The sequence below is a fragment of the Pseudarthrobacter sulfonivorans genome (genome assembly GCF_024391045.1).
Classification (GTDB): domain Bacteria; phylum Actinomycetota; class Actinomycetes; order Actinomycetales; family Micrococcaceae; genus Arthrobacter; species Arthrobacter sulfonivorans_B.
Genome location: NZ_JANFCZ010000009.1, coordinates 107,468 through 129,146, shown reverse-complemented (window position 1 = coordinate 129,146; position 21,679 = coordinate 107,468). Strand labels below are relative to the sequence as shown.

At 60.6% G+C, this 21,679-nt stretch carries 16 protein-coding genes; 8 read left to right on the top strand and 8 right to left on the bottom strand.

Annotation, left to right across the window (positions count from 1 at the left end):
* Positions 1-31: 31 nt before the first annotated feature.
* From gyrB to dnaA, 6 genes are all read right to left on the bottom strand, one after another.
* A complete protein-coding gene (gyrB, locus tag NQJ30_RS08420; RefSeq protein ID WP_308215171.1) occupies positions 32-2,116 on the bottom strand; it encodes a DNA topoisomerase (ATP-hydrolyzing) subunit B in 2,085 nt (694 codons plus the stop codon).
* Positions 2,117-2,490: 374 nt separating this feature from the next.
* Positions 2,491-3,048 carry a DUF721 domain-containing protein gene (locus tag NQJ30_RS08415; RefSeq protein WP_255769441.1) on the bottom strand — a complete coding sequence of 186 codons (558 nt, stop codon included), beginning with the start codon at positions 3,046-3,048 and terminating at the stop codon, positions 2,491-2,493.
* Complete coding sequence (gene recF / locus NQJ30_RS08410) at positions 3,041-4,258, bottom strand: DNA replication/repair protein RecF (RefSeq protein WP_255769440.1); 1,218 nt, start codon at positions 4,256-4,258, stop codon at positions 3,041-3,043. The genes NQJ30_RS08415 and recF overlap by 8 nt, the downstream gene beginning before the upstream one ends.
* Before the next feature lie 45 nt (positions 4,259-4,303).
* Positions 4,304-5,188, bottom strand: a complete 885-nt coding sequence (gnd, locus tag NQJ30_RS08405; RefSeq protein WP_255769439.1) for a phosphogluconate dehydrogenase (NAD(+)-dependent, decarboxylating) — start codon at positions 5,186-5,188, stop codon at positions 4,304-4,306.
* A gap of 103 nt (positions 5,189-5,291) precedes the next feature.
* Positions 5,292-6,416, bottom strand: coding sequence for a DNA polymerase III subunit beta (gene dnaN / locus NQJ30_RS08400; RefSeq protein WP_255769438.1), 1,125 nt, complete (start codon positions 6,414-6,416; stop codon positions 5,292-5,294).
* A 530-nt stretch (positions 6,417-6,946) separates the two neighbouring features.
* The gene (gene dnaA / locus NQJ30_RS08395) at positions 6,947-8,368 is read right to left on the bottom strand and encodes a chromosomal replication initiator protein DnaA (RefSeq protein WP_255769437.1); all 1,422 of its coding nucleotides are present in this window, start codon (positions 8,366-8,368) and stop codon (positions 6,947-6,949) included.
* Between the two features lie 467 nt (positions 8,369-8,835).
* Between dnaA and rpmH the strand changes: the two genes are divergently transcribed.
* The 8 genes from rpmH (at position 8,836) to NQJ30_RS08355 (ending at position 14,579) form a co-directional block, all read left to right on the top strand.
* Positions 8,836-8,973: a 50S ribosomal protein L34 gene (gene rpmH, locus NQJ30_RS08390; RefSeq protein WP_003800212.1), complete on the top strand. Its 138-nt coding sequence runs from the start codon at positions 8,836-8,838 to the stop codon at positions 8,971-8,973.
* A 40-nt stretch (positions 8,974-9,013) separates the two neighbouring features.
* Positions 9,014-9,424, top strand: a complete 411-nt coding sequence (gene rnpA / locus NQJ30_RS08385; RefSeq protein ID WP_255769436.1) for a ribonuclease P protein component — start codon at positions 9,014-9,016, stop codon at positions 9,422-9,424.
* On the top strand, positions 9,417-9,812 hold the full coding sequence (gene yidD / locus NQJ30_RS08380; RefSeq protein ID WP_255769435.1) for a membrane protein insertion efficiency factor YidD: 396 nt from the start codon (positions 9,417-9,419) through the stop codon (positions 9,810-9,812). The genes rnpA and yidD overlap by 8 nt, the downstream gene beginning before the upstream one ends.
* A gap of 15 nt (positions 9,813-9,827) precedes the next feature.
* Positions 9,828-10,799, top strand: coding sequence for a membrane protein insertase YidC (gene yidC, locus NQJ30_RS08375; protein WP_255769434.1), 972 nt, complete (start codon positions 9,828-9,830; stop codon positions 10,797-10,799).
* Entirely contained in the window at positions 10,799-11,365 is a 567-nt protein-coding gene (locus NQJ30_RS08370; RefSeq protein ID WP_255769433.1) for a Jag family protein, read from the top strand. Before yidC ends, NQJ30_RS08370 begins: the two co-directional genes overlap by 1 nt.
* A gap of 21 nt (positions 11,366-11,386) precedes the next feature.
* Positions 11,387-12,037 carry a 16S rRNA (guanine(527)-N(7))-methyltransferase RsmG gene (rsmG, locus tag NQJ30_RS08365; RefSeq protein WP_255769432.1) on the top strand — a complete coding sequence of 217 codons (651 nt, stop codon included), beginning with the start codon at positions 11,387-11,389 and terminating at the stop codon, positions 12,035-12,037.
* A gap of 86 nt (positions 12,038-12,123) precedes the next feature.
* Positions 12,124-13,191, top strand: a complete 1,068-nt coding sequence (locus NQJ30_RS08360) for a ParA family protein (protein ID WP_308215169.1) — start codon at positions 12,124-12,126, stop codon at positions 13,189-13,191.
* A gap of 68 nt (positions 13,192-13,259) precedes the next feature.
* Positions 13,260-14,579 carry a ParB/RepB/Spo0J family partition protein gene (locus NQJ30_RS08355; protein WP_255769430.1) on the top strand — a complete coding sequence of 440 codons (1,320 nt, stop codon included), beginning with the start codon at positions 13,260-13,262 and terminating at the stop codon, positions 14,577-14,579.
* 5,630 nt (positions 14,580-20,209) lie between these two features.
* On the opposite strand, the gene trxA is transcribed toward NQJ30_RS08355, so the two are convergent.
* Positions 20,210-20,536, bottom strand: a complete 327-nt coding sequence (trxA, locus tag NQJ30_RS08350; protein WP_255769429.1) for a thioredoxin — start codon at positions 20,534-20,536, stop codon at positions 20,210-20,212.
* A 35-nt stretch (positions 20,537-20,571) separates the two neighbouring features.
* On the bottom strand, positions 20,572-21,528 hold the full coding sequence (gene trxB / locus NQJ30_RS08345) for a thioredoxin-disulfide reductase (protein WP_255769428.1): 957 nt from the start codon (positions 21,526-21,528) through the stop codon (positions 20,572-20,574).
* Positions 21,529-21,679 lie beyond the last annotated feature (151 nt).

Sequence of the window (21,679 nt, the reverse complement as noted above, 5' to 3'; positions counted from 1 at the left end):
TCGGTTCAGGAATATCAGGCCGGAAAATCCGCTAGATATCGAGGAACCTGACGTCCTTGGCGTTCTGCTGAATGAAGTTTCGGCGGGACTCCACGTCTTCGCCCATCAGGGTGGAGAAGACCTGGTCCGCGGCCAGGGCGTCGTCCATGGTCACCTGCAGGAGGGTCCGGTTGTCCGGGTCCATGGTGGTGTCCCACAGTTCGGTGTAGTCCATTTCGCCGAGGCCCTTGTAGCGCTGGATGCCGTTGTCCTTGGGAATACGGCGGCCGGCGGCCTGGCCGGCAACGAGCTTGGCGTCGCGCTGCTTGTCACTGAAGACGTAGTCGTGCGGCGCGTTGGACCATTTGATCCGGTACAGCGGGGGCTGGGCCAGGTACACGTAGCCGTTCTCAATGAGCGGGCGCATGTAGCGGAACAGGAGCGTCATCAGCAGGGTGGTGATGTGCTGGCCGTCGACGTCGGCATCGGCCATCAGGACGATCTTGTGGTACCGCAGCTTGCTGAGGTCGAAGTCCTCGCCGATGCCTGTACCGAACGCCGTGATCATGGACTGGACCTCGGCGTTGCCCAGCGCCTTGTCCAGCCGGGCACGTTCCACGTTCAGGATCTTGCCGCGCAACGGGAGGATGGCCTGGGTTTCCGGGTTGCGCCCGCGCTTGGCGGAACCACCGGCGGAGTCACCCTCCACGATGTACACCTCGCAGCGGGCGGGGTCCTTGGAGGAGCAGTCGGAGAGTTTGCCCGGCATGCCGAAGGATTCCAGCGGACTCTTGCGGCGCGCGTTGTCGCGGGCCTTGCGGGCGGCCATCCGGGCCTGGGCCGCGGAAATGGCTTTGCGGATCACGTCGCGGGCGGGGCCGGGATTGCGTTCCAGCCAGTCACCCAGGCCGTCGGTGACGACGCGCTGGACAAAACCCTTGACCTCGGAGTTGCCGAGCTTGGTTTTGGTCTGGCCCTCGAACTGCGGCTCGGCCAGCTTGACCGAGATGACTGCCGTCAGTCCTTCGCGGATGTCATCTCCGGTGAGGTTGTCGTCCTTTTCCTTGATGATGCCCTTCTCCCGCGCATAACGGTTGATGAGCGATGTCATCGCGGCCCGGAAGCCCTCTTCGTGGGTGCCGCCCTCGTGGGTGTTGATGGTGTTGGCGTAGGTGTGGACGCTTTCGGAGTAGGCGCTGGTCCACTGCATTGCCATTTCCAGGGCAATCTTGCGGTCCTTGTCCTCGGTTTCGAAGGAGATGACGTCCTCGTGGACAACATCAACTTTTTTGCCCGAGTTCAGGTGCTTGACGTAGTCGAGAAGGCCGTCGTTGTACTGGTACACCACGGTGCGGTGCTCGGCGGTGACTTCACCTTCGGTGGCGACGGCGTCGAGGTCGAGGTCATCACCTGAGTCGGCCTTCGTCTCCACTGGTCGCTCGTCCGTGAGGGTGATGCGCAGGCCCTTGTTCAGGAAGGCCATCTGCTGGAAGCGTGCCCGGAGCGTCTCGAAGTCAAAGTACGTGGATTCGAATATGTCCGCGTCGGGGTAGAACGTCTGGGTGGTGCCGGTTTCGGCGGTTTCCTCACCCTTGACCAGGCTGCCCTGGGGTTTGCCGCCGTCGGCGAAGGACATCCGCCAAACGTTGCCCTGGCGCCGAACCTCCGTGTCCACCCGGCTGGAGAGCGCATTCACCACGGAAATACCCACGCCGTGCAGGCCGCCGGACACGGCGTATCCGCCGCCGCCGAACTTGCCGCCGGCGTGCAGGATGGTCATGACCACTTCAACGGTGGGCTTGTGCTCGGTGGGGTGCATATCCACGGGAATTCCGCGGCCGTCGTCTGCAACCTTCACGCCGCCGTCGGCCTGCAGGACAACCTCGATGTGCGTGCAGTATCCGGCCAGTGCTTCATCGACGGAGTTGTCCACCACTTCATAGACCAGGTGGTGCAGGCCGCGGGGGCCGGTGGAGCCGATGTACATGCCCGGGCGTTTCCGGACTGCCTCCAGGCCTTCGAGTACGGTAATATCGCTTGCGCCGTATTCCCGGGGTTTCACAGCTTCCGCCGGCGTATCCGGGACATCCTCCACTGCGCGTTCCACTGCCTGGGTATCTGTATTGTCGTTAGCCACAGGTGCTGTCGACTCCTCTTTTTCGATGATGGCCGGCGCCCGCTCTCCCAAGGAAGAGCGGCCGCCAACAGGCACAAGCCGATGGCACTGACGAGTAGGTCGACCTGCAGAACCGAAGTCCGCCTGCTGCGTGCGCGCGGAAAACGGACACAGTCAACGTTTCGCCGGCGCCCAGTTATCTGATGTGATTCTACCGTGAAATGGTCCACAACCCCGCATTCTGGGGGCCATGCCGGACGGCGATGTGCCCTTACAAGGCCGTTGACCGCGCCTAGGGCGCCCGCGCGGGTCCGCCTCCGGGTGCCTATACGCCCCTTGGTCCTTGGAGCGCCCTACACGCCGTTGGACCAATATTCAAGACCCGACGACGGCGGCTAGCCGTAGGTATCGCGGGGTCCCCGCCCGTTGACGGTGCGTCCGCCCTTGCGCCAGCTGGGTGCCGTAGGTCCAAGCACCTGGATGCTGGTGACGACGCCGTCGCCGAGTTCGGTGCGGAATTTCTCCAGCAGGCTGATGCTCAAGAGCCGCAACTGCGTGGCCCAGGCGGTCGAATCGCAGCGCACGTGAAGGGTGGTGTCAGTGAAACTTTCCGGCGTGCAGTGTGCGGAGATTTCCGGGCCCACCAAGGTGGCCCACTCCGCCATGACGGAACCGACGGCCACCGGTGAGGTCCATCCGCGTTCGGCCACCAACCGGCCCACCACCTTGCCAAGTCCCAGGGGATCCCGGCCGGTGGCATGGAACTGGCTGAAGCCACGGGTGTCCCGGATGCCGCGTTTGGTTTTGGCGGTCCCGCCGGAAGGAAGCGCTTTGCGACGGATTTCCCCGCGTGCCGCGGCAGCCTCACGCATTCTGTTCAGTGCAGCCTGCGGGGCATCGATGGTGTCAGGATCCCGGCCGGGCTGCAGCCCGCCCTTGTCGTCCTTATTCATCGATACCTCCCGGAATAACCTTCACCCGCCGGCCGGACAGCTCGTCCGGGATATCGGCGTCGACGGCGGCGGTCACCAGGACCTGTTCCGCGCCGGAGACTATTGCGGCCAGTTTACGCCGCCGCTGCACGTCGAGCTCGGCAAAAACATCGTCGAGAATGAGGATGGGCGCGGATCCGCCTGTCCGGGCGTCATCGAGCATCACGTAGTAGGAAGCGAGCCGCAGGGACAGGCACATGGACCAGGTTTCACCGTGCGATGCGTACCCTTTGGCGGGCGCTTCACCGAGGATCAGCTCCAGCTCGTCCCGGTGTGGTCCCACGAGGGAAATTCCGCGCTCCAGCTCTTTGCGGCGGGAGCCGGCGAAGGCCTTGACGTAGCGTTCGGTGAGTTCGTCGACGGTGAGGGAACGGAGGTCCTCAGCCCCGGCTGCGCCGGAAACCGCTGTGCCGGACACCGCGGAACTGCCGCCGGCACCCGCTGCTGCGCCGCCGTCGTCGTCCATCAAGTTTTGGAGCGTGGACCGATACACGGCGCCGGCTTCCTTCGAACCGTCGGTGAGCTGGGCATACGCCCTGGCGAGGTGCGGGCGCAGCCGCTCAACCAGTTTCAGCCTGGCGTGCAGCAGCTCGGCGCCAGCCTTGGCCATGTGCTGGTCCCACACATCGAGGGTGGCTTCATGTGCTGCGGTGAATTTGCCGGCACGCGCGGATTTGAGGAGGGCGTTGCGCTGTTTCAGGACCCGGTCATAGTCGGTGCGGGTGGCGGAATGGCGCGGAATGAGGCTGACGAGCAGTTCGTCCAGGAAACGGCGGCGGTTGGAAGGATCGCCCTTGACCAGGGCCAAATCTTCCGGGGCGAACAGCACCGTCTGGCAAATTCCGAGCAGGTCCCTCGCCCGGACCGGATTGCTCCGGTTGATCCGGCCCCGGTTGGCCCGGCTGGCATTGATTTCCAGTTCCAGCACCGTGGTTTGCCCGCCGCGGACAACGCGGGCCCGCACCAGTGAACGGTCCGTACCGAACCGCAGCAGCGGGCCGTCGGAACTGACCCGGTGCGAACTCAGGGTGGCCAGGTAGCCGATGGCCTCCATCAGGTTGGTTTTGCCGATGCCGTTGGATCCCACCAGCACCGTGACGCCGGGGCCGAGGGCAAGGTCAACCTGGGCGTAGCTGCGGAAGTCGGTCAGGGAAAGGTGTTCTAGGTACACGCGGTCTTCAGAATTCTTGGAACCCCGCGGGGTCCCGGGTGGGGGTTACTTGGCGGGACGGGTGGCATGCCCGCCGAATTGGTGGCGCAGGGCGGAAACCATCTTCATGGCGGGCGAGTTATCCTCGCGGGAAGAGAAGCGGGCAAACAGCGCGGCGGTGATGGCGGGTGCCGGAACGGCGTTGGCGATGGCTTCTTCGACGGTCCAGCGGCCTTCGCCTGAATCCTCGACGTAGTCGTCGATGGAGGCCAGCCCCGGATCCTCTTCCAGGGCTTTGACCATGAGGTCCAGCAGCCAGGACCGGACCACGGTGCCTTTTTGCCAGGCCCGGAAAGTCCCGGGCAGGTCATCCACGATGTCCTTGGCGGCCAGCAGTTCATAGCCTTCGGCGTAGGCCTGCATCAGGCCGTATTCGATGCCGTTGTGGACCATTTTGGCGTAGTGGCCGGCGCCGATGCCGCCCACGTGTACAAAGCTGTCGGCCCGTTCCCCTTCGGGACGGAGGGCATCAAAAACCGGCAACGCGTACTCAATATCGGCGGCATCGCCGCCGGCCATCAGTCCGTAGCCGTTTTGCAGGCCCCACACACCGCCGGAAACGCCGCAGTCTGCGAACCGGATGCCCTTGTCGGCCAGTAAGGCACCGTGCTTTTGATCCTCGGTGAAGCGTGAGTTGCCGCCGTCGATCACCAGGTCACCGGCGTCGAGCTTGTCTCCCAGCTCGGTGATGACGGAGTCAGTGATCTCGCCGGACGGAACCATGACCCAGATGAGGCGCGGCGCCGGAACGGCCTTGATGAGCTCATCCATGGACGCGACGTCGGTGATGTCGGGGTTCCGGTCAAGGCCGGTGACCTCAATGCCACCCTTGCGCAGGCGTTCGCGCATGTTGAAACCCATTTTGCCAAGGCCGATCAGTCCGATATGCACGTGAGTCTCTTTTCTGCGCGGGGTTGGCGGATTTTGGGCGGGTCAGCCCAACTGGGTAGCAGTAGATGTCGTTTTGAGGCTCCAAAACGACAGGTGCTGCTACTTAGTTGGGAAGGCGTACGGGCATGACCAGGTAACGGTAGTCGTCCTGGTCTTCACCATCGGCGTCGACCTGGGCGGTGATCATGGCCGGCTTCGGGGCTGTGGTGAAGGAGAACCTGACGTATTTGGTTTCGATGACGGCAAGGCCCTCGACGAGATAGTGCGGGTTGAAGGCCACGGTGATGTCCTCACCGGAAAGCTGGGCTTCGAGTTCCTCCGATGCCTGGGCGTCCTCACCGGTGCCGGCATCCAGGTGCAGGAGGCCCTCGGTGAACGCGAGACGTACCGGGGTGTTGCGTTCAGCCACCAGGGAAACGCGCCGGACGGCCTCGACCAGTTCCTGGGTCTGCACCGTGGCGTGGATGGGCGTGGAATCCGGGAACAGGGAACGGATCTTGGGGTAATCGCCGTCCACCAGCAGTGACGTTGTGGTGCGCCCGCCGCTCTCGAAGCCGATCAGGCGGCTGTCGTCATCAGCCAACGCGAGGTGGATATCACCACTGTTGCCGAGGGTCTTGGCTACTTCGTTGAGGGTCTTGGCCTTGACCAGCGCGCTTGTGGAAATACCCGGAGTAGCCGGCTTCCAGGGGACTTCACGCATGGCCAGCCGGTAACGGTCCGTCGCGAGCAGCGTGATGAGATCGTCTTCGATCTCCATTCGTACGCCGGTCAGGATGGGCAGGGTGTCGTCCTTGCTGGCCGCAATGATGACCTGCGAGACAGCTTGCGAGAACGAATCACCCGGAACGGTGCCGCTGATTTCAGGCAGTGCCGGCAGCGGCGGGTATTCGGCCTCGGGCATCGTGGCCAGGTGGAAGCTGCTGCGGCGGCAGGTCAGTGTGACTTTGTTGCCATCGGTTTCCACATCAACCGGGGCGGAGGGCAGGCTTCGGCAGATGTCTGCCAGGAGACGTCCGGAAACGAGAATGGTGCCTTCGGCACTGATATCAGCCGGAATTTCCAGCCGTGCCGAGGTCTCGTAGTCAAAGCTGGACAGGCTCACGGTGCCCGCTTCAGCCTTCAGGAGCAAACCCGAAAGTACCGGAACCGGCGGCCGCGGAGACAACGACCGGGCTGTCCAGGTGACGGCTTCTGCCAGGACGTCCCGTTCGACTCTGAACTTCACGGAAGGGTGCCGCCTTTCATTGCTGCTGCCTTATCTGAACCGGAAACTCCCCGGGGGAGCCCAAAAGTAGTCGCGCCCCAACCACGGAACGTGCATGGTTCCTCCGGGGCTGAACCACAAAGAAACCCAAGGATGGGAGCGCTGCTGACAGCTTAGCCGGAAGAGCGGGGATTAACCCATCCCCGGGTTCTGCTGCCTGTGGCATCCGGGGCCGCTTGGCCCCGACCCGTTCGGAGCGCGGATCGAGATTGTTATTTGAGGGAAATCAATTTCTAGGGATTAGTAGTGTTAATAACCCCTGTGGAAACTGTGGATAACTCGATCCGGCCGCGGGATCCAGCGGTTAAGCCCTGTTCATCGTTTGTGGGTGAGCCAGGTTTTAAACAGGCTGTGGATGGGGATAACAATTTTTGGGTTTTCGCCGATCCACAGGCGCCTTAAGGGTTTTAAGCCCATTAAGCGGGGTTGTCCCCTTAAGTATCCACAGGGTTATCCACATGCACCTGTTAATAAGGTATGGAGGCGGTGGATCAGGAGTCGCGCTGCTGCTGTTTGATCCGGTTGGTGAGTTCGGTGACCTGGTTGTAGATCACACGGCGCTCCGCCATCAGCTCGCGGATCTTCCGGTCAGCATGGATCACTGTGGTGTGGTCACGGCCGCCGAGCTCCTGGCCGATCTTCGGCAGCGACATGTCAGTCAGTTCACGGCAGAGGTACATCGCGATCTGGCGGGCGGTAACCAGGGTCCGGGTCCGTGACTTGCTGCAGAGCTCCTCCATGGTCAGCTTGAAGTAGTCAGCGGTCTGGATCAGGATTTGGCTCGAGGTGATTTCCTGGGCGCCGTCGTCGGTGATGAGGTCTTTCAGGACCATCTCTGCGAGGGCAACGTCCACAGGCTGGCGGTTCAGGCTGGCGAACGCCGTCACGCGGATCAGCGCACCTTCGAGCTCGCGGATGTTGCTGGAGATCTTGGACGCGATGTACTCCAGGGCATCGTCAGGTGCGGAGAGCCCTTCGCTGAGGGCCTTCTTCCGCAGGATGGCGATGCGGGTTTCCAGTTCCGGCGGCTGGATGTCGGTCAGCAGGCCCCACTCGAAGCGGGATTTCATTCTGTCCTCGAAGCCAGCGAGCTGCTTGGGCGGCAGGTCGGAGGTGATGACTACCTGCTTGTTGTTGTTGTGCAGCGAATTGAACGTGTGGAAGAACTCCTCCAGGGTCCGGTCCTTACCGGCGAGGAACTGGATGTCATCGATCAGCAGAACGTCCACGTTCCGGTAGGTGGTCTTGAAACTGGCGCCCTCATCGTCGCGGATGGAGTTGATGAAGTCGTTGGTGAATTCCTCGGAATTCACATACCGGACGCGGATTCCGCTGTACAGGCGCCTGGCGTAATGGCCGATCGCGTGCAGGAGGTGGGTCTTTCCCAGGCCCGAGTCCCCGTAGATGAACAGCGGGTTGTATGCCTTGGCCGGGGCTTCGGCGACGGCCACGGCGGCTGCATGGGCGAAGCGGTTGGAGGAGCCGATCACGAAAGTGTCAAAGACGTATTTGGGATTCAGCCGGCCGAACTCGTGGGAAGTGCTCGGCAGCATGGGCTGCGGCTTCTGCTCGATCAGCTGATCCGCCGAATAGGAAGGCTCGACGACGGGTTCGGGCTCTTGGTGGATGGGCACAAGGTCCGTGTCCACATCGATGGCGCAGCGGATGTCCTCGGAAAAGACGTTGTGCAGGGCATCATCCAGGGCTTCCTTCACCTGGGTCTGCAGGACCTCGCGGGTCAGCTCGTTGGGGACCGCCACCAGGAGGGTGGATCCGATCAGGCCCTGCGCCTGGGCCAGGATGACGAAACCCCGCTGCCGCGGCGAAACGCGGTCGTCCTGCTCGAGGAGGCTCACCACGCGTCGCCAGGAACTTCCGACAGTGTTGGCGTGGTTGGCTTCGTCTACTGTCATCAATCGGTTCCTCAAAACTTGCGTGCCTGCATTACGTCGCAGCCCAAGTCAGGAACCAGGAGTCTGGTTCAGCTTCATCCACAGGGTTATGCACAGTCCGTGGATAATCGGCTACTGAGTCACTCTAGGGGATCAAAAGGCCAGAAGATAGCTGGGAAGTAGCTTGTGGATAATTACACCGTTGTGGTTCTAAAACACGCCGTGTGAGCCACTTCATCCACAGGCTGTGGGTGCAGGTTTGCCACAGCTTCGGACAGGCCCTGAGGCCTCCTTCGGTTTGACTCCGGCAAGCCGTTTGCCCTAGTGTTGTGAAGTCCTTTGTGTACGCTTTCTGTCCCCATCTGAATCTCTCCAACGCATTGCGTTTGAGCAGCCGGGGGAAGCGTGCATATACAAAACTTAGCGTCGGCCAGTTCTTCTCAATTCTGATCGGGTGGGCGCACCTTTGATCCACTGGAGTAACTAACGTGAGCAAGCGGACTTTTCAGCCGAATAACCGCCGTCGAGCCAAGAAGCACGGCTTCCGCCTTCGTATGCGTACCCGTGCCGGCCGCGCCATCCTGGCAGCCCGCCGTGGCAAGGGCCGCACCGAGCTGTCGGCCTAAATAACTGATTCGTCGGTTTACATTTCTTTGCGAGTTTAAGGTGCTGGCCACCCGTAACCGTTTGAGGACTGCAACTGATTTTTCAACAACCGTACGTTCCGGTGTCCGCAATGGACGCCGGAACGTAGTGTTATATGCGGCAGCCCTTGCTGCCGACGAACCCAGCCGGATCGGGTTCATCGTTTCCAAAGGTGTCGGGAACGCTGTGGTCAGGAACCGCGTTAAGAGGAGACTGAGGGAAGCCGCTGCCTGCTCGCTGCGCGAGTACGGTACCGGGTTCGCCATAGTGGTCCGGGCGCTGCCTGCGTCCGCGAACGCCAGCTGGAACCAACTGCTGGCGGACTACGGCTCGGCACTGGAGTCGACCACGAACCGCTTGGGCAGCCGCCTTCCGCGGGCTGCTGTAGACCGTTCAACCGGTACAACACAGGAAGGGACACAGCGTGCGTAACGTGACTGCCGCCGTCGTCCGCTACCTTCTTCCCGCGCTTGCCGCTGTGGGCACCTTCGTCTGGAACCTGCCCAAAAACATCCTTATCCTGCTGCTGATGGCCTACCGCAAGGTGATTTCGCCCTTGTACGGCCAGGTATGCCGGTTCTTTCCTTCGTGCTCGGCCTATGCGCTTGAGGCGATCACGGTCCACGGTGCAGTGAAGGGCAGCTGGCTCGCCGCCCGGCGCCTGGCACGCTGCCATCCATGGAACGCCGGCGGTGTGGACCATGTCCCCGCCGGACACAACCACTGGGCCGACAACCGGACCCCCACAATTGTTGTGCTGAACAACCCGGACAAGTATCTGGCTGCTCGGACTGATGAAGAAGGCCGCTCTGCGGCCTGACGAATAGGGATAAGTATGGACTTCTTTGGAACAATCATGGCCCCGTTCAAGTGGCTGGTTTCCATCATCATGATTGGATTCCACGATGGCCTGAGTGCCATCGGCATGCCCGCTGCGAACGGATGGACTTGGACGTTGTCCATCATCGGGCTGGTGCTGGTGATCCGCGCCGCCCTGATCCCGGTGTTCGTCAAGCAGATTAAGGCCCAGCGCGGCATGCAGCTGCTTCAGCCTGACTTGAAGAAGCTGCAGGACAAATACAAGGGCAAGACTGACCAGCTGTCCCGCCAGGCCATGGCGCAGGAACAGATGGCGATGTACAAGAAGCACGGCACCAACCCGTTCTCCGCCTGCTTGCCCATGCTGATCCAGATGCCGTTCTTCTTCGCCCTGTTCCAGGTCCTGTCCGGAATTTCCCAGGCCAAGGACCAGGGGGCCGGAATCGGCGCGATGAGCCATGAGCAGGTGGTGGAGTTCGATGCTTCGAGCATCTTCGGCGCACCGTTGTCCTCAGCACTGCTGCACGGCGGTGCCACCAATGTCTCGGTGGTTGTCCTCAGCATTGTGATGATCCTGGCCATGACGGCCTCGCAGTTCATCACGCAGAAGCAGATCATGGCCAAGAACATGTCCGAAGAGGCCATGGCAAGCCCGTTCATGCGCCAGCAGAAGATGATGCTTTACATCCTGCCCGTCGTGTTCGGCGTTGGCGGCATCAACTTCCCGATCGGTGTCCTCATCTACTGGACCACCACCAACCTCTGGACCATGGCGCAGCAGTTCTTTGTCATCCGCCGCATGCCGACGCCGGGATCCCCCGCCGCCAAGGCCCTCGCCGAGCGCCGTGCGGCCAAGGGCCTGCCGGCCCTCCCGGTTCTGGGTGCGAAGAAGGCCGACGCCGCAGCAGAGGCAGCTGCCGCCGCGGCGGTTATCGAGCAAAAGGCACAGCGCGTCCAGCCCCAGCGTAAGAACAGGAAGAAGAAGTAATGTCAGCCGAAAGCACCGAACACGCCCTCTCCAATGAAGTCATTGACGATCAGGACGAAGCCTCGACGGACACCGAAAGCAACCCCAAGGGCACTGCTGCCAGCCGTCTCGAAGAGGAAGGCGACGTAGCTGCAGATTACCTGGAGGAACTCCTCGACATCGCGGACATCGATGGTGACATTGACATCGAAGTCCGCAACGGACGGACCTACATCTCCATCGTCGCCGAAGAAGAAACCGATGGTCTCGACAGCCTGGTAGGCGAAGACGGCGAAGTCCTTGAGGCACTCCAGGAACTGACGAGGCTTTCTGTGCTCTCGGCGACGGAGAACCGTTCGCGCCTGGTGCTGGACATCAACGGCTACCGCCAGCAGCGGGCCGGCCACCTCCAGAAGATTGCCGAGGATGCGGCTGCAACCGTTAAGGAGACCGGCGAGGCCGTGGCTCTGGAACCGATGAGTGCCTACGAACGCAAGATCGTCCACGACGCCGTCGCGGACCTTGGCCTGGTCAGTGAATCCGAAGGCGAAGGCGCCGGCCGCCATATCGTCGTATCCGCTGACTAGAGAATTGCTGAACCGTTAACCATGGTTGATATCACGGCAGCTGAACAGCTGGCAGCGGAGAAGATCTTCGGCGACCGCCTGGACCTGGCTAAGCGCTACGTTGAACACCTCGCAACATCGGGGACGGAACGCGGCCTCATCGGGCCCCGCGAGATTCCCCGGTTATGGAGCCGGCACGTGCTCAACTGTGCCGTCATCGAAAGCGAGATCCCCGACGGCAGTCGCGTTGCTGACGTCGGAAGCGGTGCGGGCTTGCCAGGGTTGTGCCTGGCCATAGCGCGTCCTGATCTGGAGCTGACGCTGATCGAACCGTTGGAGCGCCGCGTGATTTGGCTCCAGGAAGTGGTGGACGATCTGGGCCTTACCAACGTCACAGTGATGAGGACGCGTGCGGAGCTCGCGGTAGGCATGGTGGATGCTGACGTGGTCACCGCCCGGGCAGTCTCCGCGCTCAGCAATCTGGCTGGCCTGACCATCCCCCTGCTGGCGGGCAAGGGTGAGGTCGTGGCCATCAAGGGCCGAAGCGCCAGCGAAGAGATTGAAAAAGCAGCGAAAACGATCCGCAAATTGGGCGGAGTGGAGACGACCGTGGTGACCGTCGGCGAGGGCCTGTTGGAGGAACCCACCACCGTTGTCCGCATCGTCGTAAACAAGTCCCGAAAGATTGCTTAGTCAAGGCCCGGTAACCTTGGTCTGCAGGACGAAGCGGTTAGGCTAGACAACGGCAGCAACAGCTGAATGAGAGTGAGTGTGTCCCAGTGACCAGTAGCGAAGCCCACACACAACGGATCCCCCCGTTTGTGTCCTTGGGGTCAGCACGTTCATTTGCTGGTATGGGTTCCGCACCGGTTCGCGGTGAAAATCACCCGAATCCGGCTGCAGGCGTCGCAAGTTTTGCGTCTGTTTCACGTGAAACGTCTTCAGCCGGCAAAACCAACGTCATCGACACGATGGACGATTCCAGTCCGATCGCTCGCGAGCTTGCGCACGAGACCAAGCGCCGTGAGCGCCTGGTTGGCCGTGAACTGCCCAAGCCGGACAAGACCCGCGTCTTCACGGTGTCCAACCAGAAGGGCGGGGTGGGTAAGACAACCACTACCGTGAACATTGCGGCGGCTCTCGCTGCTGCCGGCCTGAATGTGCTCGTCATCGACATTGACCCGCAAGGCAACGCCTCCACCGCCCTGGGCGTGGAACACCACGCCGACGTAGACAGCATTTACGATGTCCTGATCAACGACTTCCCGCTGGCTGACGTGGTGGCACCCTGCCCGGACATCAGCAACCTGATTTGTGCGCCTGCGACGATTCACCTGGCCGGGGCTGAGATTGAGCTTGTTTCCCTGGTTGCGCGTGAGCAGCGGTTGCGCAGGGCTATCGATGTCTATGCCAAGACCCGTGCCAAGAACGGTGAGGAGCGTCTTGACTACATTTTCATTGACTGCCCGCCGAGCCTGGGCTTGCTGACGGTCAACGCGTTCTGTGCCGCTGGTGAGGTCCTGATTCCCATCCAATGTGAGTACTACGCCCTCGAGGGCTTGAGTCAGCTGCTGAAGAACATCGAGATGATCCAGAAGCACCTCAACGCGGATCTGGTCGTTTCCACCATTCTCCTGACGATGTACGACGGCCGCACCAACCTGGCGGCGCAGGTCGCGTCCGAGGTCCGTCAGCACTTCCCGGACCAGGTCCTGGGTGCTGTGGTCCCCCGCTCAGTGCGTATCTCGGAGGCACCGAGCTACCAGCAGACTGTGATGACGTACGATCCTTCCTCCAGTGGAGCACTGTCCTACTTGGAAGCCGCAGCGGAAATCGCTGAGCGCTAGAATCTTCAAAAAATGCAACAACGGAAGTCCGGCAGAATGCCGGACTCTTCCATCGGAGGGATTTATCCATGAGCGAGAAGCGACGCGGCCTGGGCCGCGGTCTTGGCGCACTCATTCCAAGTTCCGCCGCTGGTAACGGGTCGGGAAACGGGACACCTGCGTCACGGCCCGTAGACCTCTTCTTTCCTGAGGGACGCAAAAAGGTCGACACGTCGACGGCCGATACAGCGGACTCTGAGGCAACGCCGGAGTTGTCCGCGAGATCGGCTACCCCCACGCGGAAGCAAACCCCGGCCATGGACACTCCGGGATCGAATGACCGGGCCGCGACGAGCGGAGCCTCTGCGGCCAAGGCTTCCGCCGGGGTGGCGGAGAAACCCGACGCTTCGACGGCTCCGACCAAGGGAACTGCCAAGACTCGTTCGACCCCTGCGGCTTCGTCGGCTCACAGTGCCCCGTCATCCCACACCGCCCCGTCGCCGGCGGAACCGGCGGCCGACGTCGCCTCCGTTGCGGCGGCAGCTGATGCCGTGATCAGCGACGCGGACAACGGCGTCGACCTGGTCGAGGTGCCCGGGGTCCGGTTCGCCGAGATTCCGGTTTCCGATATCCACCCGAACCGTAAACAGCCCCGCTCTGTGTTCGATGAGGACGACATGGCGGAGCTTATCCACTCCGTTCGTGAAATCGGCGTTCTCCAGCCAATTGTTGTCCGAACCTCAACCGAAGCGGGTGGAGAACCCTACGAGCTGGTTATGGGTGAACGCCGGTGGCGGGCAGTCCAGGCCGCCGGCATGGAAACGATCCCTGCCATTGTCCGGGACACCACTGACGATGATCTCCTCCGCGACGCACTTCTGGAGAACCTGCACCGCAGCCAGCTGAATCCCCTCGAGGAGGCCGCGGCTTATCAGCAGCTCCTCGAAGACTTCGGTACAACGCACGAACAGCTCGCCGACCGCATTGGTCGGTCGCGTCCGCAGGTGTCCAATACCCTGCGCTTGCTGAAGCTTCCGCCTTTGGTTCAGCGCCGCGTCGCGGCTAGCGTCCTTTCCGCCGGCCACGCCCGGGCCCTGCTCGCCCTGCCGGATGCTGCCGCAATGGAGCGTCTCGCGCAAAAGATTGTGGCTGAGGGCATGTCAGTACGGGCCACCGAAGAGGCCGTGACGCTGTATCAGGATCCTGCCAAGCCTGCCAAGAACAATATTCCGCGTCCGGGGGCCCGCCACGAACGGCTGGATTACTTGGCCTCGTCGCTGTCCGATCGGTTGGATACCAATGTCAAGATCTCCCTTGGAGTCCGAAAAGGTCGCGTGAGTATTGAATTTGCGAGTGTTGAGGATCTGAACAGGATCATGGATGTACTTGCTCCTGGATCTGAGAGCTAGTTTCCGCTGCACGGAAGCTAGTTGAGGGCCTGTTTCACGTGAAACAGGCCCTTTTCTGTGCCCATCATGTCGGGAGTTCTGGTGCAAGCGGGGCCGCCCCAGCGCCTGACGTTGTGCTATGCCGATACTCCGATGGCTGTGTCGGTGAGCGTACTGGGGCTGTGTGGGGCCTTCTGAGGCTGTCTGGAGCCGTCTGGGGCGCTCTGTGTCCACCTAGGGGCGTTTCTGGACTCCTGGGCACCCAAGCTTGTGCTCTTCAGTCCTGGGTTGAGCCATGTCCGCTGCGTGTTGCCTGGAGCAGATGCCGGCGCTGGAATAGCGATGTTTCCACCGGGTTCCTCTCTCAGATGTGACGACTCGGCGGCGTGCGGTCACTGTCATTGGAGCGAGAAATGCTCAGACCCAGCAAGCCCCGCCATGTCAGCAGCAGGACAGCTGCGCGATCGCTTCGCGGTGTTGATCGATGGTTGCTGTCGCTATTGGTCCGGAGCCTGTTGTGATTCATGCATTGATCCACTAATTTCGGAGTTTCTGCTGGGGACTCTCTCTGTGCCGTGAGAGGCCCCTTGTGTTCCTGTACCGAACGCTGCTGGCAGGTCCGAGTTTTTGGTGATTGTTCGGTAGGGCTTGTGGTTTCCCAGGACTTGTGCGCCCTATCGGGTCGTGGCCGCTGAGTACGGTTTCACGTGAAACGTCGGCCAGTATGAGGTCGCCACGAGTTTGGGGGTAGCGGACTGCCGGGATTCGAGGTCGCGGGCTTTAGGCCGGACCCAGACCTCTGGAGGCCTTTGCCCTTGCTGTTGGACTGCATGATTTGTCGATATCTGGCTAGGTAACTGCCTGGTCGACCGAGGCAGTGGGGAAATTGAACGCCCGCGGGCAGCCGACTAGGCCGAAATCAGTCAGCATGCTTGGTTTTCCATGCCCAGCCAAGCCGACGAACGTAGGACGAGAAGTACGCGACGGGTTGGGATTTGCGATGTGTCCGGTCTTCGCGGTCATATGGGAGTCGCATTGCCCCGGGGGCACCGCGCTCCTGAGACCCGAAGGAACTAGGACATTCGGCCTTTTCGATGCAGGAACCACTCTATGGTGTCTGCGAATGCCTCCGCCGTGGAGTTCACTCCGGTGGAGTTTCACGTGATGTTTCACGTGAAACTCCAATACGACTGGTCTTACGACATGGCGGAGTCGTTCCATCTGGGTAACGGAAGGGAAGATCCTGGAAGCTGATCTGCCTGGCCCTATCCGATCGAGTGACTAGGTGCTGCGCCTTCGTGCATCGGATTGCGTAACCTCCCTACTGGTGGGGGTTCGCGAGTGTCTCCCGTGCAGGGTGGTGCTCTAGCAGCGGTCCCTGTCAGCCCACACCGCTGTCGGTTCTAACGATGGACCAACCTCCATGTTCGATAGGGGTGGCTAGCCGTCAACAGTTCGGATGCCGTTACGGATTGGTCTCGCTGATCCAAAGTGTCGGTAGACAACAAATGGCTGAGGCCTCGCGGGTTTGGAGGGACCTCAATCGGCGAGGGCACTCTGGGTCGACTTAACGCGCTGCTGTCCTGCGCGATTGTGTGGCAGGTCCTTCAGGTGTGGGATCGGCAGGTCCGATGCATTTGGTAATTGAAGAAACTCGAGTGTTCCAGGGCTCGTAGTCGGCCGACAGCTACACGCTGTTGTGGATCGATTGGCCATACAAAAGGACCATAGTAGAAGGTGGTCGTGCTCCGCGTGGTTGCCTCAGGCTCCATGAGGTAAACCCCAACCTCTCCGTTCTGTTGAACGCGATGCTTAGGAGGCCGACAGCTCAATGGAAGAACCCTATGCGACACCAGGGCCGACCCGATGATTGGGAGTAGACAGCCAGGGTGGCCTGGAGAATGGCCGAAGCTGAGTCCAAGCCGGCGGTGAATACTCATCATTCCTCGGGCAGGCCCCACTTCGGGCGGCGCGAAGACTATAGTGTGGATGCTCTACTTGCAGGATGCCGCCTTCACAACTCTTTGGGCTGTGCCCTAATCTCCTAGACGCGTCGGCTTTCCGTCTTCCTGTGTGCCGCACGTTGCTAGCTGGTTTGAACTACGCCGTCTCCCTGACGAGCTGGCTGTGCGTGTCCCTCCCGCCTCTATGGTCGTCCGCTAAGCCCTCCCCCGCAGCATAGTTTCGCGCCGAACCGCAGTCTGTTGGGATTCCTCAATAGTTCAAGATCTAATCGCGGCACATCTAGTGCAAGTCTGTGGTTCCCGCCGGCCGCATCCCACCCACCAGGGTGTGCCAGATTTGACGTGCGACTGACACAGTCCTGCCGCATCGATGGGTCCAATTTCTTCAGTAGACACCAAAGGTCCGGAGTCGGGAATGATCTGCCTTGGTGCGGTGCCTCGTTTGGAGGCGATGGTTGCTGAGAATTGTGGGTATTTAATTCTCGGGCGGGAGCACGCTGGAGAGTTAGTTGCTGGCAGGTTACGGTGGTGGATATCCCTGTGGGTAACTTTGTGGACAAGTGTTGGGCTAGGCGTGGATAACTTGTGAGCTAGCTCGCTCTTGGCCGGGACTGAATCTTTCTCCCCCGAGGCACGAACGGCGTCTGGCTAAATCGTTTCACGTGAAACGTGACTGGCATCACGCTAGGTCCGCACTGGGAAGCTAGAAATCGCCAGTAACTGGATGATTAAGCTCGATTTCGTAGGCCTGAATGAACCAAAGACCGCTCACTGAGTAGTCAGCCACGGCCAATTGGCTCAGATTTTGCGTAAGAACGGTTATGTCGCGACCGGCGTCTCGAGTTGTCTCGATTTCCACCCCTAGGTCGGCGGTGGATAAGTCTGTGGATATGCCTGTGGATAAGGTTGTGGATAACTTCTGGGGATAACGTTCAAATTTGTTCTTCGCCGAGTAATGCCAGTTCGAGTCTCTGGCTGCTGTTGACTCTCAAGCCGTCACCAGCGCTCTCATTCTTGGTCGAATCGAACACGGGAGACTCCAATTCCGAAGCACCACCAAGCAACGAGCCGGAGGCACCAGCAGAACAAAGCACTGAGCCAGCGAGGCACTTAGCGTCTCATGTCCTCCGGTCTCGAGTTGGATTTCTGGTTGGGTGGATGGACTGGATGGTCTCCCCCCACGACTGCGTCATTCTCCATGTAGTGTCGTGTCCTTCTCTTTGATTGACTGACAACCGACGATTACGATTTCACACTCGTCTAGACCCTGGCGGAATATGCTTCCAAACGGCCGACGGGCTCGCCGAGTTGGCAGCTTGGCAAATTGGCGTCCTCACACGATGGCACTTCTTTTGAGGTGGGGCTCCATCAGCGGTACTTTTGGTTCCGGAGCATGTCCCGCTGCATATGGACTCACGGCGGGTGCTTGTTGCGGAGGGTCCGTTGTCTCATGGTCCGGAAGACGTCGCATAGCTTAGTAAGCCTACTGAATATCCTGTGCCGAAAGATGTGGAGTCTAGGGTTGTTGGCGGGGTGGCGGCGAACGGCCTGGGGGTCTCCCCTTCGGTGGTCATGTTTCACGTGAAACATTCTGGCCTCGGTGGTGGCGACTGGTTCTCAGCCTCAGCCCCTATCTGCGCGGTTGTCCTCCGCGTATGGGTACCTAGGATTGCTGGCGGTCGTCGTGGTAACGGTACCGGAAGGAATCGGCTGCGTTTCACGTGAAACATCCCAGTCTATTATGTGGACGTAGGGCCATACCTTCCCTAGTGGCAACTGTCGCAGGGGACATCCCAGCCTGACGCCTGTTGCGTGGCCATGCCGATCGCGGACTGCTTGGGCAGGCTCTGCACTGCCGCGTAGCCAGATCGGCTTCCCTGTTTCAACGGCGGCGATAAGCAAGGTCCCAGATGCGGTGGAGAGGCGCCTAATCCGATGGCTCGTTACGAGTTCACCCCACTGTATTTGTCGGCGGAATGGCTGGCATCAGCTGGTGTTTGGCGTTCTGCAGTCCAGAGATTCGAGTTTGACGTTGGAGCGGGCTTAGCCCTCACGCCGAGGTTGGTAAACAGGGCTCAGAAGCGTATGAATTGAGGAAGGCACAGCACCCGCCGAATCGCCTTCCTGGTCAGCTGACACCGCGACCCAGTTGTGGGCGGCGGGCCCGGGAAGGCCTTCGCGGCGCCCGGAAGATTAGCTTGTAGACATGGTGCCCGTGTTGGGGTGCGGTACCGCGACGGGCAATTGGGTGGGAAGAGTGCCTATCCGTCGGAAGTCTCTAGTTTTGAATCTCGATTGTCCATGCGATGCTAGTACTTGCTCCAGTGGGCCGGCGCAAGCGCTGGCACAATCGATGCCTTGGCCCACATTGCATCGGGTACCGGCTCCACCGGACGGATCGGGCAGATTCTTGGCTGGACTTCATTGGGGTAAGGGATCGTCCTGTGCCTTGAGCGTGACGGGACTTAGTGCCTAATGGTCTTGAGTAAGTCGAATTTCTCGGTGGATCACCGCTTGGAACCGTTTCGGCGGATACCGTGAGCGCATGGCCCCGAGGTGGGTGTTCCGGGCCTGGGTTCAGGAGCCGAACACGTGCTCGATTCGGACAACAGAAGCTTTTCCAGGTCTGAAGGGGTGGCACCGCCTGTTTCACGTGAAACATTCAGCGACACACACATACGCGCGTTTCACGTGAAACGATGCACGCGTCTCTCTCCTTGTCCGTCGCTTCATGCAGTGTCCATCGTATTAGGAGCTTTATTGGAAAACTCGGTGTTGCGGTAGTCCACCTACCAATATGCGGGCTCTGGCTCTCGACCTTGTGTCTTGGGTGTTGTATGGCGTTCCCCTGCACCACGCAGTCCTAACGCTTATCGATGGTCAGGGACGAAGTTGGGCCTGTCAGCCGTGTGTGGCCCTAGCATCCGACGAGAGGGTCCGGAATGCTTCGGGCCAGGCAGACACTCCCTTGAGTAAATACAGACAGACCAAAAGGTGGGCTCCACGGATGGATTCCGCCACCGATCTGTGTGGTGGCCGGAATTGACTGGGGTATTGACTTTCTTTGCCATGGAAAGTTAGCAGCGACTCGAGTCCACCCGCAGCGCGGATCGACTGAACTGGCGTGTAGCTCACCGCTGTCATTGGCACCGCGGAATATGAATCCCTAGGCAGGCCGGGTAGTCGAGTGTTAGTTCACCCGATAGACATTGTCATCCGGTAGTTGTGCCGTCCACAGCCAACATATGGGGGTACCTGGCCAACTGGGTTTTATGGAACGGTGTGCAGCACTCGAAGTCTGAGGCTACTGACTCGGCTCCCCTCTCGAAGTGGCTCCGGATCTCTTGACTGTTTCACGTGAAACAGAAAGCGTGCCAAGCGGCAGGCCTCAATTCAGAAGTGCTATTCGATGGCCTGCGGGATCGGTGAATTCGCGCGAGATCGGTGAACGCGAGATCGGCCAATCCGCGTCTCAAGAGGATCTCAAGGGTGGCTGGAAGGGCCCATCAAACGGGCGCAGCACTCCAGGGATGCTTCCAGATCAAGGCAGCGTCGTGCTGGACTCTTGGCGCAGAGAAGCAACCTACAGAAGTTCAAAAACTGAAATCCGCCAGCGCCATTAAACGACTGTGGCCACTGCCTCGCGAGAGGCAGCGGCCACAGTGTTGGACGAAGGCGTCTTACCCGTTAGGAAAGGACGTCAGCGAATTCCTTTTCGAAGTACTGCTTGGGCCGGGCACCAATAACAGTGCTCTTCACTTCGCCGCCCTGGAAAAGGTACACAGCAGGGATGGAGGTAATTCCATACTCGGCGGCAATGGCAGGATTGTCGTCGACGTTGACCTTAACAACGTTAACCTTCTCGCTGTACTCCACGGAGATCTCGTCGAGGATGGGTCCCAGCTTACGGCACGGGCCGCACCATTCAGCCCAGAAATCCACGATCACCGGTTTGTCGGCTGAAAGTACATCCGTACCGAAGCTTGCGTCTGTTACGTCTTTAGCGTTGCTCATAGCATTGTCTTTCTCTTCGAATGCGGTGTGGGGTCTTATGCCTGCAGGTCTGCGAGGTAATGCTCCACGTCGATGGCTGCGACACAGCCTGAACCCGACGCGGTGATGGCCTGGCGGTAAGTGGGGTCTACAACGTCACCTGCGGCGAAGACGCCCGCGACGCTGGTCCTGGAACTCCGGCCGTCCACGGCAATGGTGCCTTCGGCCGTGATCTTGAGGGTGTCTTTGACGAGGTCCGTGCGGGGGTCGTTTCCAATGGCTACGAAGACGCCGGTGACTGCGAGGTCTGAAACAGTTCCGTCCTGAAGGTTTTTGATCTTCAGTCCAGTGACCTTGTCCTGCCCGATGACGTCGTCAACAGCGCTGTTCCAGATGAACGAAATCTTCTCGTGTGCCAACGCACGGTCGGCCATGATCTTGGAAGCCTTGAGCGTGTCGCGGCGGTGGACCACCGTAACGGACTTGGCAAACTTGGTCAGGAACAGGGCTTCTTCCATGGCCGAGTCTCCCCCACCAATGACCGCAATGTCCTGGTCTTTGAAAAAGAAACCGTCGCAGGTTGCGCACCAGCTGACGCCGTGGCCGGAGAGTCGCTTTTCGTTGGGCAGGCCAAGTTCCCGGTAGGCGGATCCGGTGGAAAGGATGATCGCCCGTGCCTGGAAGGTTTCTCCCGTACCGATGGTGACGGTCTTGATGTCACCCTCCAGGTCCAAGGATGTGACGTCCTCAAACTGGATCTCGGTCCCGAACCGGGCCGCCTGCTTCTCGAAGTTCTCCATGAGGTCCGGCCCCATGATCCCTTCCGGGAAACCCGGGTAATTTTCTACATCGGTGGTGTTCATCAGTTCGCCGCCGGCGGTGACTGAACCCGCCAACAGAAGGGGCTTCAGATTGGCGCGGGCCGTATAGACCGCGGCCGTGTATCCAGCCGGGCCCGAGCCGACGATGATGACATCACGTACTTCGGACGCGGTGTTTTCTGCGTTGCTCACTGAACGGTGAACCTCTTCCTTAGTCGATGCGCCGGGTTTCTCGACCGGCCACATGGCACAACTGAATCTTGGTAGTGAATATTCCGGGGACCCCTGCCCGCGGCTGGTACAGGGCTGGCTGCGCCCTAACCGGCGATGGTCCGCGCTGCGG